This is a genomic window from Peribacillus sp. SRI_006, assembly GCF_057586375.1.
The window spans coordinates 268513-281337 of record NZ_JBYCZT010000002.1 but is presented as its reverse complement, the minus strand read 5'-3'; the positions used below and the strand labels follow the sequence as shown (position 1 = coordinate 281337).

Below are 12825 nucleotides of genomic sequence, written 5' to 3'. Positions count from 1 at the left end.
CCTTAGTGTAGTTTATGGTTCGAATCTGCACATTAAGAGTCAATGTCTTCATTTTTATATTCTTTGTTCGCGTTCTTGTATGCCTCCTTCGCCTGATCAATATTCTTGTTTTCGAGAAAGTAAGCTATCGCGGCTTGCCCGATTCCATAAGTGACGGCACCCGCTACCGCACCGGAAACGACTAGACCAGCTCCTGGAATGAAACGGACTGCAGCCCTGACACCTTCCCTGACAAGGAGCCCGATGCCAACATTGATTCCTAACGCTGCGATGAATTCACTTGCCGTTTTCGTATTGATTTCTTTATCCGCGATAAAACCAATCACCACAATCATCAAACCCTGAATGCCGGTCAAAATGGGAAAATCGGCAAAAGGTATTGGCTCTGCACCGATTAGACCTGCGATTGCCGTAAACGTTCCCACTATCGTCCGCGCGAATTTCTTCTTAACGAATTGGCTCTGCATCGCTTTGGCAGTTTTCAGCTTCGCTTCACTGGGTAAGGCCTCAATTAAGTAATCAGAAAGCAAATCTATGTTCCAACGCATATCATATTCAATATTTCCGCTTTCATCAAAATCAATATACGAACAAGTAGGGATAATGTTCAAAAGTGGTATTTCACTCTCTTTAAATCGTTTTGACATCAAAGCGATGGCTTCATCAATATTCTTTTTTTTCTTAGGATTGGCATCAAAAGGTACTTGTTTATAATGTGGCGGATCTAATTCATCCACTTGTGTGACCACACAGATGACAGGTACATCATAATGGTGATTCTCTTTAACAATCTTGCGCAGCTTATCCAATTCTTGTAAATCTTCTTCAATACGTGAATCCGCTTCTTTCGCTTTAATCAAGAAAAGAAACACATCAGGCTGTTCTTCAGTCACCGCTTTTATCAATTCATCCAATGGTGTATCTTCTTCGAACTCTTCCGTAGGAGCTTCACTCTCACCCAGCCCGCGTGAGTCCAGCAAACGAATTTTGGGTTCGGCATCACTCGGGTACCATAACCATTTCCCCTTACCCGTTCCAGATTTAACGGAACTGACATATTGTCGTTCCTGACCAAACATCGCATTGATCAGTGAGGATTTTCCAGACCCTCTTCTTCCGACAAGAGCAATTCGCGGTTCCCTTGCATCCACAGTCATCGTTTTAAGCTTTAAGAGCTGGTCGAGCATTTTGGTCTTTTTCGATTGTGAAATTGGGAGCTTATCTACCTGGCCTTTAATGAAACTGAATATGCTTCCCATTTCATCTTGTTTTTCCGCCATCACTCATTCCCCCTTTTTAAGAAGTATATTAAGTAACATTTACCCTTGAACGATTCAATTTAAGCATGTAACTTCATTCTCCTTGCAAATTAAGGGGCTCCATTTTGGTCTAATCATTTAACTCTTTTCTTTTAAGAACATGACGACACTGGCCATGTATTTTTGAATTTCCTGGACTTGAAAGGCCGCAGAATCCGCAATCTGTTTGTAATGATGCTGTCCTTCATCGGTTATTCGTAAATACCGTTTAGTTCGTTTTTCACTTTCCCACCTGCCGACAAGTAGGCCGTTCTCTTCCATTTCATGAGATAAATCGTATAAATAGCCATTTGAAGCGATCCAGCCGAACTGATTTTTAAGCAAATCGCCAATTTCCCCCATATAAATGGGTTTCTTAGTGAAAGCGGCTTTTAAAGTTACATAACGGACAAGGTCCTTCACCGATATTATTTTCGAGAAATAAGACCTGTATTCTTCTGGAAGCTCATTTACAACCGGTGGGTTTTCACCAGATCCCCTTAAATCGAACATGAAGCGATCAATGACCTTTTTCACTTCGGAAAACCGTTCCAGGAAATTTTCTTGATACCATATGTAAAGCTCTTTGCCTTTTTCCGTTATTTGATAATAATTTCTTCCCTTATTCGTATATAATGATAAATGATTGGATTCGACTAGCGTATTCGATATTTTACATAAATAGTCATAGCTATGCACTTTTCCAGTGAACGTATTTTTCAGGTCCTGATGAATCGCCCTTGGATAATTCGCTTTTATCCTCAAAGAGTGAAGTAAGAAAATCGTTAAAAATTCGCGCTGGCTCAACCCCACGGTTTCTACCGTCGCAGACAGTTTCTCCCCTTTCTTCACAGTCATTCCCCCCTTAATACTGTATATAATTAAATATTTCTTCCTTCCCCTTATTATCCTGTGCTGCCACATAATAGTAAAGTTTTTAATGCCAAACTGCCTAGTACTAATTTTTTGGATTCGAGCTATTGTGGGATAGGAGAATTCCGAATATTCTGTCGAGGTTTATTGTGAAATAGTTTAAAACAAAAAAAGAAACGGCCTATGATAAGGCCGTTTCTTTTTTGCTTACTGTTCCGTTAAAATGATCGGATCTTCTTTTGTAATGACGAGGGTATGTTCATATTGGGCGGAAAGCTTTCCATCTGCCGTTCTCGCCGTCCAGCCGTCTTGGTCCATTTTCATATGCCATGTTCCTGCATTCAGCATAGGCTCAATCGTGATGACCATGCCCTCTTTTAAACGGGCACCTTTACCTGGCTTACCATAATGTAGGACGGTAGGGTCCTCGTGCATGGTTTTGCCGATTCCGTGTCCTGTAAAATCGCGGACAACAGAAAACTTTTCACCTTCTGCATAAGACTGGATTGCATGCCCAATGTCCCCGAGACGATTTCCTGCCCGTGCAACTTCAATGCCTCTATATAGAGCATTCTTGGTTACATCCATTAAGCGCTGAGCTTCTTCGGAAACTTCTCCGACTGCATATGTCCAAGCTGAATCCGCCAAACCGCCGTTAAGGTTCACCACCATATCGATCGTGACGATGTCTCCCTCTTTTAAGGCTTTCTTTTGCGGAAACCCGTGACAAATCACATCATTCACTGAAGCACATGTTGCATATTTATAACCGTTATAACCCTTTTGTTCAGGTGTAGCACCATGCTCTGCCAAATATTGATCGACAAATTCCTCGATTTCCCAAGTCGTGATACCCGGTTTTATCATTTTTGCAATTTCTCTATGCGTCGCAGCAAGAAGTTTGCCCGCTTCATGCATCAAATTTATTTCTCGTTCACTTTTAATGGTTATCATGTAAAATCCTCTTTCGTTTTATAACTTATCTGCTTGAGACTCCTTATTTATCATATGCCTTTTTTTATATAAAAAGCAACCAAAAACCCGGTAAAAATCACCGGGTTGATTAATTCATGAAATTTTCTGTACCTGTCATTCTGATAAAATAAGCAAAATTACAAAAGCCTAAAAAGGATCCAGCGATTACTTATTTACGCAATTGAATATTCCAGGGGTGAATTACCTAGAACATGATAATTACCCTGTGACTTATTGTCTAAATAATTCTATATAGGCCCGTGTGTATTAATTGGGTACAGTTTCCCATTCATTGCAAATGAAACTCTTCCTGTTTCCTCTGATACTACCAATACAAGGGCATCACTCCGTTCAGATAAACCCAAAGCAGAGCGGTGGCGTGTTCCCAGTTTCTTTCCCCCTGTTGACATGTCTGAAAGCGGAAGGACATTTGCTGCGGAAACAATCTGATTTTGACTAACCAAAACGGCACCATCATGCAGTGGATTTCCAGGAAAAAAAATCGATTCCAATAAAGAATGGGTTAACTCCGCCCCTATAGAAATACCGGGTTGAATCAATGAATCAAGGGGATCTCCCCGTTGAATCACAATCAACCCGCCATGTCTCAAATTCGATAAATTTTGAACGCAAGTTGATAATTCGGGATATTTGTCAGTAAATGGTGACAAATAACAGTTTAAATAAAATGTTGCTGCTTTCATATCAATGTATATGAATTTATCCTTTATTTTCTCAAAATTCCCAAGAAGACAATAATTTTCATCACCCATTGCTTCTAAGTTTTCCTGTAATGCCGATATTACTTGGCGTATCTCCTCTTTTAACGTTTGTTTCATTGGTAAAAAATCACAATGTCCATTATTCACAGGCATGCACCTCCCTTTAATTATTCAATGGACCTTAATTCCCACTAAAAGACCATGCTTATTTTCCCTAGCTCTATTTATCACTTTTTACATTAATAATTATGAATGTATTTAAAGTTTGTCTTCACGATAATTAATTATTCATCTTTACTATCAATCAGCAGTGACTTCACATTTTTTTATGTCATATGGACAAGGTAAGAGAATAGATATATTAATGACCTGTTGATAGATATCCTATAATAAGAGGTGGTATTAGATGCCTTATGTAACAGTATTTGACCAAGGAACGTTTGAAGTTGAAATGGGAAAAAAATTAGTATTGGCATTGGAAGATAACGGGATAAATATTCTCCACCGATGCGGTGGGAAAGCTAAGTGTACAACTTGCAGAGTGGAAATATTGGCAGGTGATTTTTTGGAGGTTACACATAAAGAAAAAAAGGTCTTTGAGGAAAAAGGAATGGAAGATCATTTGCGTTTATCTTGTCAAATTTACGTGAATGGAGACATAACCATTCGGCCGATCAAAACGGTTGAGAACTCTGGACTTCCTGCTGGACCAAGGCCTGAAGACTAAATGTTTCATAAAGAGTGTAGTTTGATCAAAAAACATCAAAACGACTAAAAATATTTTTTCTAGTCGTTTTGATGTTTTTTATCTTTAGCTAAATGATTTACTTCTTTTCCATGACCGCAAAGTAATTATCTTCATTATCAGCAAAATTGAAGACTCTTCCAGATGGCATATTTACAAGTTCTCCCACTTTGATATTCTTCTCCGAAAAGTCTTTATATAATTCATCAAGATTATCCGAGTAAAACATTAATGAAGGTGTAGCAAGATTTAATTCAGGCTGCATTTTAGCAATGAATTCCTTATTATGCAGGATGATACTCGTTTGTGCATCCTTTGTTGGTGCTATTTCAATCCATCTTAACCCTTGGCCGTTATCTTCTTCAGAAATTACACTAAATCCGAATTTTTCCGTCCAAAATTTCAATGACTCATCTTGGTTATTAACGTATAACATAATTTGACCGACTTTATTAATCATTGGCTTCACTCCCTTTCTGCTGGTTCCGTTATTAATTGAATCATTTATGTATAAGCATCAGGCTGGTTGGGAAAATATAACTGATTAAATCGTATAATAAATGAAAGATTTAATCAATATTTACAAAAATTGAATTTTTCCTCTTTTGGGAAGGTTTTTGAAAACCAACACAATTGTCTATGGGAAGCGGATATCTCTTACGAACTTTGCTTAATTGTTTCTTCTACATATTCCAAGAAATCTGTATGTGCCGGATTCCCTTCCAGATGTTGAGCTACCACAGTCAATGGCATTATAACTCTATCTCTCTTTTTGGAGTAAAGAACCGTCTCTGTTTTAATGCCCCTATTCACTTCATCAAGTGCAGAAGAAAAATGATATACAGAATCATATTCATACCATTTATAATCTTGATTTATATTCCTTTTTATAACTTCTCCAATATACGCACCTATCCTTACCACAAAATTATCAAAATGATTCTTTAAAAGTTCCCTACCCATTTGAGTAGTGCTTAATCTTTTTGTATAAGCATCTATATAACGAGTGCTTTCAATAGTAAAATCTAAATTTCTCTTTGTTAGGTTCTCTTGATCCCAAGTGTCATCTGACACATCCTGATACATTAATTTCGCGATGCCTTTTAAATCATTTTTTATTAATTTAGTTTTATTTAAGGAACCGAACATATGACATTTCCCCTTTACTTTATCTTTTGGTTAATTATACATTAATGGAATTGCTCCATTGTTTATTAAAAAAAGCTATGCAATCTTTATATACAGAAATTTGCAGGACTTTTCTATTTTTCACAGAACTTCTATACAGAGTATTTCTCAAAGGAGAGTGAAAATGGTGGTTCTATCGAAAGAGGGTTTGTTAAATATATTGGAAGGCAACAGGAGCTTGACGTTGCGGGTGGTTGAAGCTTTCCCTGAAAAGGAATTGTTTCATTATACACCGGCCGGGAAGCTTCGCCCTTTTGCAGAGATGGTTAAAGAAATCATGAACATTGAAACTGGATATATGCGTGGAATTGCACTGGGTGTTTGGGAGTTTCCAGATTCCTTTGCCGGAATTTCCACCAAAGAAGAACTTGTATCTACATGCGAAACAGTAAGGGATGAGACGAGGAAATTGTGGGAGGAAATGACCAAGGAAACGCTTGAAGTGGTTGAAAAAGATCCTTTTTTCGGTCCCTCACAAAGCCACTTTGATAGACTTCAATATGCCTTGGAAAATGAGATCCACCATAGGGGACAGGGTTATATTTATCTTAGAACCCTTGGAATTGAACCACCGGAATTTTTCGTAAGGTAATCATGCATTAAGTAATAAATTGGGAGCATTGAAAAATAAATAAGAAAATAGGAGTGGGATACATGTCAGTTGATGCATATCTTAATTTTAATGGGAATTGTCGACAAGCAGTAGAGTTCTACGCAGAGGTTTTTGGAACGGAACAACCAAATATCATGACCTTTGGGGAAACACCGCCTAATCCGGAATTTCCCCTTCCAGAAGAAGCGAAAGATTTAGTCATGCATACAAGGCTTACTATTAATGGTAGCAATATCATGTTTTCAGATACTTTTCCTGGTATGCCTTTTGTAGAAGGAAATAATATCAGCCTGGCATATGTCGGTAATGATGTGGAGGAAATTAAATCGATCTTTAACAAACTAAGTGAAGGCGGCACGGTTGGTCTAGAGCTGCAGGAAACATTCTGGAGTAAAATTTACGGTCAGTTAACCGATAAATTCGGAATCAAATGGCAATTTAACTTCGAAAGCTGAGAAACGGAATTTGGATATAGGACTTTTCACGGTTGAAAAGTTTCTATATCCTTTTGTATTTCCATCACCATGAGAAGGATATTGTAACAAGCAAAGGATTAAGGGGATTAGTTAAATGATCGGTTGGAAAACACAAAACACAACCTAACTTTACAGCATTATCTTGGTTCAGGATAAAAGGTGTATAGTGAAAGGGTACTTTCCAGGTATTTAATCTTATCTTATCTTATCTTATCTTATCGAATCAATTCTCATTTCCTGACCATAATAGCAAGGATGAAAACAATAAAGGAGAAAAATCATGAAAAACAAAATTCAAAAAATCACCACTAACCTTTGGTTTGATTCACAAGCCGAAGAGGCTGCGAAGTTCTACACATCCATCTTTGAAAATTCTAAGATCGGAAGAATCACCAGCTATGGAAATGAAGGAAATCAAATTCATGGAAAGACAATGGGTTCTGTGATGACCGTGGAATTTGAATTGGAAGGACAAACATTCGTAGCATTAAATGGCGGTCCTCAATTCAAATTCACAGAGGCAATATCATTTATCATCCATTGCGAGGATCAAAAAGAATTGGACTATTATTGGGGGAAACTCTCGGAAGGCGGAGATGAAAAGGCGCAAGTGTGCGGTTGGCTGAAAGATCAATTTGGTGTGTCATGGCAAATCATCCCAGAAAGTCTAACCGAGATGGTGAACGACTCCAATCCTGAAAAATCGGAAAGAATGATGAAGGCGTTGCTCCAAATGAAGAAAATTGACATTAAAACTTTAGAGCAGGCGTATCAAGGATAAGTTCCAATAAACAACATTCTGATTAGGCAGAAGAGTGAACGATTTTGAAATAGTTAAAGCCTAATTTCTCGGTACTTGTGAAATTAGGTTTTAATATTTACCAAAGTAGAAAAGAAACAAATGGCATAATGATCGCATAATGATCTAGATGGTTTTTAAGGGAGAAATAAAATGATGGACAAAATATATACAACACCACTTCAACTGGGCAAAGAAATAATTGAAAGAAAAATCCGCTATGACTCTTTAGTTGTAGAACATACCTGTATGCTATTAAACGCACAAAATCATCATGTCGTGCTTTTTCATGAAATCATGGATGCGTTCACGATGAAAGCGGGTTCCATAGAATTAAACATACCCATTGGAAGTTATACGATAGCTTATTATTGGAAAGACCGCCCTTATAATTTATACATTTGGAGAGATAATGAAGGCAATTATTTAGGTTCCTATTTTAATATTGTAAAAAATACATATATGGCGGATAAGTTGTTATCCTTTGAGGATTTGATCATTGATATCATGGTGCTTCCGGATGGGTCACATTTTATTTTGGACGAGGAAGAGTTACCTGTGCCCTTGGAGCAATTTGAGAGTGGTTCTGTTAAACAAGCCTTAAACTCTTTACTTGATTCCATTGATATCCTTCTTTCACAAATCATTGAGGAATCCGGGAAACGCTATAAACATAACGACCTCCTTCCATGGTTGAAAAATAAATGACAATCGTTTTGATTCTTTGAACTCCGCAAAAGAGGTAGCATTCCCATGAACAAAAAGCCTACTTCATTCAGTAGGCTTTTTGATCCCCTCACTCACCATCAGCTTGAGCCGATATACTGTTACCAAGCTCCTCAATGTTCTTAGATACCTTTGCACTGTATGAGTAGTCACCGTAGCAATATGGGTACCGAAAATTATCCTTGTCCCCGCCGCAATCATAGAGCTTGGGGTTCTTTTCGACCTGAAGCATGGAGAACTTCTTCGCAAGCTCTTCATTATGCTTGCCCCCTTCATTCGCCACGAAATCAATATAACCAATACCCATGTTATATGCTTGAATGATCGTGGCAAAATCCACACCCTTTTCATTGCCATATTCATTGATCCTCTTAAAATGTTTCACCCCATACTTAATGCTTTCCGTTGGATCTGTGATTGTATTTGGATCAAGACCCGCTGACTCAGATGCCTGCATTGGGTCACCGCCCCTTCCTCGGCTTTCCTGCTGCATCAAAGCAATCAATGTCGAAGTATGCTCCTCAAGTCCGTATTTAGCCAACTCCCCTTGAAGGAGTGAGCTATACTTTTTTACGTTCGCGAAAGAATCAAGCGTATTTACTGATGTGGAAACATTTTCGGAATAGGGGGTTTTCATGATCTCCTTAATGAGCAAAAATCCAAAAATCAGGATGAAAATGGTAAAAACTTTCTTTGATTTCTTACGTTTCTTCTTCTTCACATTCCCTCTCCGATATCTCTAAGTTAATATATTTATATCTTAACAAATAGTAAGACTAATAACTATTTAGAATACCCAATAAAACGTTTTGCAAATGAGATTACCATGCATATTTTATCAAGCAATGAGACACCCTATTGGTTGGAGGTGATATGTATGGACAAGAAGAATGAAAAAGAAGAAATCCTTGATGATAAAAAGAAAAAATATAGAAACGAGTTTGGGGCAGATCCGGATGAACAAGAAATGAATGGTCTGTATGGTATGTTGGAAACTGAATATGAAGATAAGCTTCATGATAAAGAAAAGTAACGATTGGTTTCTTTAATGTTTGTTAAGCGCCTTAATATGGCGTTTTTTATGAGTTCCGTTACTATTCTAATGGTTCACATCGTTTCATAAATGTACTGATTTTTAAAATTTGAATTCATTTGGTCATAAAATAAAAGGATACGATTAAAAAGGGAGTGACCTATACTGTCACTCCCTTTACTTAATTAGTATTGTGATGATTGTCCGCCATCAATCGGAATGACTACCCCGTTGATGAATTCTGATTCGCCTGATAATAAGAAAGCGACTAAACGGCCGACTTCTTCAGGTTTACCAAAGCGTTTCTTAGGATTCACACTGACGAAATCCGCCATTGCTTCTTCCCAATTTTCCCCGCCTATTTGCCTGAATGAACCTTCTACCATTGCCGTTAAGATAACTCCTGGTGCAATGGCATTTATGCTGATTCCATATTGACCATATTCTATGGCAGCTGTTTTCGTTAAGCCTGCAACAGCATGCTTACTCGCAACGTAAGCACTTTGGTTAAGCACAGCACGAATTCCACCTACGGAAGCCACGTTCACCACTGCCCCTGATCCTTGTTCTTTCATGATTGGCAGAATGTATTTCATACCATAGAACACACCATTGATATTGATGTCCGTCACTTTGTTGAAAACTTTGCTATCGTATTCAGCCATAGGGGCTTGTTTACCTTCGATACCCGCATTATTATAAAATGCATCGATTCTGCCATATTTGCTGACTGTTTGGTCTACATAGTTCTTTACTGCTTCTTCATCCGATACATCTGCAGTGACCAGAAGCACGTCCGATTTTGGTGCAATTTCCAAGATTAATTTTTTTGTCACTTCCAAAGATGCATCGTTTAAATCAACTAATGAAAGTTTAGCCCCTTCTTTAGCCAATTCCAATGCGGCTGCTTGTCCTAACCCTGATCCTGCCCCAGTAATGATTACAACTTTGTCATCGAATCGTTCGCTCATTTGTCAAAACTCCCTTTTTTAAGTTATCTCGAAAATCCTTTGATTATTATTATCCTTTAAAGCTTAAGAATCCATCATCAACAGGGATGACTTGTCCATTAATGGCGTCCGCTTTTTCAGAGAACAAGAACGTTACAACTTCAGCAACTTTTTCTGGCTGAATCAATTTTTTCCTCATATGAAGTTGTGCCAAACTGTCCAGGAACTCTTGATCTTCACCAATGATCGGCGTTTCGATGAAACCTGGTGCAACGCCGACAACACGAATCCCATATTGCGCAAGTTCAATGGCACCGGATTTAGTCATGGCGATGACTGCAGCTTTTGCGGCATGGTAATTAAAGCTGCCAATTGAAACCATCGTCCCATATATAGAAGCTGTATTAACGATCGTTGCCCCAGTTACACCAAGCTCGACCATCTTCCTTGCTGCATAATACATGCCATAATATACGCCGTGTTGGTCAACATCAACGACTCTGTGGTATGATTCTGGATCCATTTCCAAAAATGGTTTTACTAGCCCAATTCCAGCGTTGTTGAATATGCCATTGATGGTGCCATGGTTGGCAATTGCTGCTTCGACCATCGCTTCCACTTCTTCCGCTTTAGCTACGTCCACTTTCACAAAAGATGCCGTGCCTCCCTTTTGTTGAATAGATTCAGCCGTTTCCTTAGCGGCAACATCATTATAATCAGCCGCTACGACAATAGCTCCCTGATCAGCTAATTTATATGCCGTTTCCTTACCAATTCCGCTGCCCGCTCCTGTAATTATTATGACTTTTCCTTTTAAACTCATGTATGTGTCCCCCTTTAATAATGTTTTTTGCTAATCAGATTAAAATGGCCCCTCCGTCGATTACAAGTTCTTGACCCGTAATGTGGCTGGAAAGATCGGATACTAAGTACATCATTAGATTTGCAACTTCCTGAGGCTCAGCATACCGTCCATCCGGAGTCGTTGCTTCCAACTGTTTTCTAGCCGTTTCTGCTGCCGCGGAATCACCTTGACCAAATCCGCTTTCAATCGACCGCATCATAGCTGTATTGACGACACCTGGGCAGACCGCATTCACCCGGACACCATGTGGAGCAACTTCGACACCAGCTGTTTTCGTCATTCCAAGAACCGCATGTTTACTTGCGCCATACGCCATCATGTTTGGCGTTGCCAGTAAACCCGCTCCAGAAGCTGTATTCACGACTGCCCCGCTTTTTTGTTCAATCATATGTGGCAATACATGTTTCAAGCCCAAGAAAACGCCGCGTACATTTATTGTCATTAATTGATCGAAAACCTCAGTAGGATAATCGATAAGGGGCATTATTTTGCCTTCCCACCCGGCATTATTCAAGAAAATATCGATTTTCCCATAGGAATCTATCGTTTTTTGGACATAATTTTTAATATCGGCTTCCTTTGTAACATCGGCTTTTACGAATTTCGCTTCGCCGCCGTTTTCTTTGATTTTATTTACCGTTAGCATGCCAGCCTCTTCGGAAAGGTCTACAACAACCACTTTGGCTCCATTTTCTGAAAGTGTAATAGATGCTGCCCGGCCGATCCCCCCGCCGCCGCCGGTAACAATTGCTACTTTTTCTGTAAAATCGAATGCTTGCATAATATTCTCCCTTTCTCCCTTTAATCTTGCTGAAGATATTCTTGTTTGAATACGATTACATCATAACATTAATTTTGTCGATTGTCGACAATTTGGTTTTAGAGTCAAAGACTCTACATCACTCCACGACTCAAGGCTTCATGAATTTCATTTTTTGCTTTAACGAAATCATCTTCTAGAATGGCCTCAATGGACATTTTTAATCTGAAATGGAAGTTTTCCATCGTTTCCGTATTCCATTGACTTTGGGCAAAAACCATAAGGATATGACTGGCTTCTTCAAAAAATCTTGATAATGCTTTATTATTAGCGATTGAAAAAATATAGCGAAATATCTGTGTTGCCCTTTTTTGATACTCGATTACATTCCTATTTTCACACTCATCGGTTGCACTTTCCAAATGCCTTTGTAATGATTGCTTATTTTCTGCATGCCACTTCCCTTGGGAAAAATCAATGCCCATCTGGATCAACCCGATCGTAACATCATTATATTCAATGATTTCCTTTTGTGAAAATGGCTTGACGATCGTTCCCCGCCGCGGCATCCTCTCAACAATACCGTCAACCTGCAATAAATAAAGGGCTTCGCGTACGGGTGCACGGCTAGTGTTCAATTCTTTGGAAATGTCTTCTTCGACGATTTTCTCTCCAGCTTCTATTTCACCTTCAATGATTTTTTTTAAAATGTGTTTAGCGATTTGTTGTGGTAACGATTCTCCAAAATAAATGCCATCTGTCAAATTGGAAGCATTTCCAAACATCTTTCAGCACTCCTATA

The 12825-nt window shown here is 38.7% G+C and carries 17 protein-coding genes; 6 read left to right on the top strand and 11 right to left on the bottom strand.

Features of this window, described 5'->3' with window-relative positions; genetic code table 11:
- Positions 1-32 precede the first annotated feature (32 nt).
- From AC2YHV_RS03730 to cdaS, 4 genes are all read right to left on the bottom strand, one after another.
- Positions 33-1280 (bottom strand): GTPase family protein, encoded by a 1248-nt coding sequence (locus AC2YHV_RS03730; RefSeq protein ID WP_098865810.1) that lies wholly within the window; start codon positions 1278-1280, stop codon positions 33-35.
- A gap of 117 nt (positions 1281-1397) precedes the next feature.
- On the bottom strand, positions 1398-2150 hold the full coding sequence (locus AC2YHV_RS03725; RefSeq protein ID WP_052137416.1) for a PadR family transcriptional regulator: 753 nt from the start codon (positions 2148-2150) through the stop codon (positions 1398-1400).
- 228 nt (positions 2151-2378) lie between these two features.
- Positions 2379-3125, bottom strand: coding sequence for a type I methionyl aminopeptidase (gene map, locus AC2YHV_RS03720; RefSeq protein WP_063576246.1), 747 nt, complete (start codon positions 3123-3125; stop codon positions 2379-2381).
- A 269-nt stretch (positions 3126-3394) separates the two neighbouring features.
- Positions 3395-4015, bottom strand: a complete 621-nt coding sequence (gene cdaS / locus AC2YHV_RS03715) for a sporulation-specific diadenylate cyclase CdaS (RefSeq protein ID WP_487372614.1) — start codon at positions 4013-4015, stop codon at positions 3395-3397.
- A gap of 259 nt (positions 4016-4274) precedes the next feature.
- Here cdaS and AC2YHV_RS03710 point away from each other — a divergent pair, with 259 nt between their 5' ends.
- Positions 4275-4595, top strand: a complete 321-nt coding sequence (locus tag AC2YHV_RS03710; protein WP_048686384.1) for a 2Fe-2S iron-sulfur cluster-binding protein — start codon at positions 4275-4277, stop codon at positions 4593-4595.
- Positions 4596-4692: 97 nt separating this feature from the next.
- Here AC2YHV_RS03710 and AC2YHV_RS03705 read toward each other — a convergent pair whose 3' ends face one another.
- Positions 4693-5073 (bottom strand): VOC family protein, encoded by a 381-nt coding sequence (locus AC2YHV_RS03705; protein WP_053535009.1) that lies wholly within the window; start codon positions 5071-5073, stop codon positions 4693-4695.
- 197 nt (positions 5074-5270) lie between these two features.
- A complete protein-coding gene (locus tag AC2YHV_RS03700; protein WP_063576248.1) occupies positions 5271-5762 on the bottom strand; it encodes a hypothetical protein in 492 nt (163 codons plus the stop codon).
- 163 nt (positions 5763-5925) lie between these two features.
- On the opposite strand from AC2YHV_RS03700, the gene AC2YHV_RS03695 reads away from it, so the two are divergent.
- The 4 genes from AC2YHV_RS03695 (at position 5926) to AC2YHV_RS03680 (ending at position 8397) form a co-directional block, all read left to right on the top strand.
- Positions 5926-6393 carry a DinB family protein gene (locus tag AC2YHV_RS03695; RefSeq protein WP_487372613.1) on the top strand — a complete coding sequence of 156 codons (468 nt, stop codon included), beginning with the start codon at positions 5926-5928 and terminating at the stop codon, positions 6391-6393.
- Positions 6394-6455: 62 nt separating this feature from the next.
- Entirely contained in the window at positions 6456-6869 is a 414-nt protein-coding gene (locus AC2YHV_RS03690) for a VOC family protein (protein ID WP_057277670.1), read from the top strand.
- 301 nt (positions 6870-7170) lie between these two features.
- A complete protein-coding gene (locus tag AC2YHV_RS03685; RefSeq protein ID WP_089362193.1) occupies positions 7171-7671 on the top strand; it encodes a VOC family protein in 501 nt (166 codons plus the stop codon).
- 174 nt (positions 7672-7845) lie between these two features.
- Positions 7846-8397, top strand: a complete 552-nt coding sequence (locus AC2YHV_RS03680) for a ribonuclease FAU-1 family protein (protein ID WP_057277936.1) — start codon at positions 7846-7848, stop codon at positions 8395-8397.
- A gap of 88 nt (positions 8398-8485) precedes the next feature.
- On the opposite strand, the gene AC2YHV_RS03675 is transcribed toward AC2YHV_RS03680, so the two are convergent.
- A complete protein-coding gene (locus AC2YHV_RS03675) occupies positions 8486-9136 on the bottom strand; it encodes a lysozyme family protein (RefSeq protein WP_034311999.1) in 651 nt (216 codons plus the stop codon).
- A gap of 156 nt (positions 9137-9292) precedes the next feature.
- On the opposite strand from AC2YHV_RS03675, the gene AC2YHV_RS03670 reads away from it, so the two are divergent.
- A complete protein-coding gene (locus AC2YHV_RS03670; RefSeq protein WP_082609346.1) occupies positions 9293-9448 on the top strand; it encodes a DUF4021 domain-containing protein in 156 nt (51 codons plus the stop codon).
- A gap of 185 nt (positions 9449-9633) precedes the next feature.
- Here AC2YHV_RS03670 and AC2YHV_RS03665 read toward each other — a convergent pair whose 3' ends face one another.
- From AC2YHV_RS03665 to AC2YHV_RS03650, 4 genes are all read right to left on the bottom strand, one after another.
- Entirely contained in the window at positions 9634-10419 is a 786-nt protein-coding gene (locus AC2YHV_RS03665) for a glucose 1-dehydrogenase (RefSeq protein WP_487372612.1), read from the bottom strand.
- 49 nt (positions 10420-10468) lie between these two features.
- On the bottom strand, positions 10469-11221 hold the full coding sequence (locus AC2YHV_RS03660) for an SDR family NAD(P)-dependent oxidoreductase (protein ID WP_034312008.1): 753 nt from the start codon (positions 11219-11221) through the stop codon (positions 10469-10471).
- A gap of 34 nt (positions 11222-11255) precedes the next feature.
- Positions 11256-12044, bottom strand: a complete 789-nt coding sequence (locus AC2YHV_RS03655) for a glucose 1-dehydrogenase (RefSeq protein WP_063576254.1) — start codon at positions 12042-12044, stop codon at positions 11256-11258.
- A 113-nt stretch (positions 12045-12157) separates the two neighbouring features.
- Positions 12158-12808 carry a GntR family transcriptional regulator gene (locus tag AC2YHV_RS03650; protein ID WP_098865803.1) on the bottom strand — a complete coding sequence of 217 codons (651 nt, stop codon included), beginning with the start codon at positions 12806-12808 and terminating at the stop codon, positions 12158-12160.
- Positions 12809-12825 lie beyond the last annotated feature (17 nt).

What these genes read in the sequence shown, in the direction of transcription:
- AC2YHV_RS03730 (WP_098865810.1), bottom strand. Translation starts at nt 1,280, where the DNA reads ATGGCGGAAAAACAAGATGAAATGGGAAGCATATTCAGTTTCATTAAA.
- map (WP_063576246.1), bottom strand. Translation starts at nt 3,125, where the DNA reads ATGATAACCATTAAAAGTGAACGAGAAATAAATTTGATGCATGAAGCG.
- AC2YHV_RS03710 (WP_048686384.1), top strand. Translation starts at nt 4,275, where the DNA reads ATGCCTTATGTAACAGTATTTGACCAAGGAACGTTTGAAGTTGAAATG.
- AC2YHV_RS03705 (WP_053535009.1), bottom strand. Translation starts at nt 5,073, where the DNA reads ATGATTAATAAAGTCGGTCAAATTATGTTATACGTTAATAACCAAGAT.
- AC2YHV_RS03700 (WP_063576248.1), bottom strand. Translation starts at nt 5,762, where the DNA reads ATGTTCGGTTCCTTAAATAAAACTAAATTAATAAAAAATGATTTAAAA.
- AC2YHV_RS03695 (WP_487372613.1), top strand. Translation starts at nt 5,926, where the DNA reads ATGGTGGTTCTATCGAAAGAGGGTTTGTTAAATATATTGGAAGGCAAC.
- AC2YHV_RS03690 (WP_057277670.1), top strand. Translation starts at nt 6,456, where the DNA reads ATGTCAGTTGATGCATATCTTAATTTTAATGGGAATTGTCGACAAGCA.
- AC2YHV_RS03685 (WP_089362193.1), top strand. Translation starts at nt 7,171, where the DNA reads ATGAAAAACAAAATTCAAAAAATCACCACTAACCTTTGGTTTGATTCA.
- AC2YHV_RS03680 (WP_057277936.1), top strand. Translation starts at nt 7,846, where the DNA reads ATGGACAAAATATATACAACACCACTTCAACTGGGCAAAGAAATAATT.
- AC2YHV_RS03670 (WP_082609346.1), top strand. Translation starts at nt 9,293, where the DNA reads ATGGACAAGAAGAATGAAAAAGAAGAAATCCTTGATGATAAAAAGAAA.
- AC2YHV_RS03665 (WP_487372612.1), bottom strand. Translation starts at nt 10,419, where the DNA reads ATGAGCGAACGATTCGATGACAAAGTTGTAATCATTACTGGGGCAGGA.
- AC2YHV_RS03660 (WP_034312008.1), bottom strand. Translation starts at nt 11,221, where the DNA reads ATGAGTTTAAAAGGAAAAGTCATAATAATTACAGGAGCGGGCAGCGGA.
- AC2YHV_RS03655 (WP_063576254.1), bottom strand. Translation starts at nt 12,044, where the DNA reads ATGCAAGCATTCGATTTTACAGAAAAAGTAGCAATTGTTACCGGCGGC.
- AC2YHV_RS03650 (WP_098865803.1), bottom strand. Translation starts at nt 12,808, where the DNA reads ATGTTTGGAAATGCTTCCAATTTGACAGATGGCATTTATTTTGGAGAA.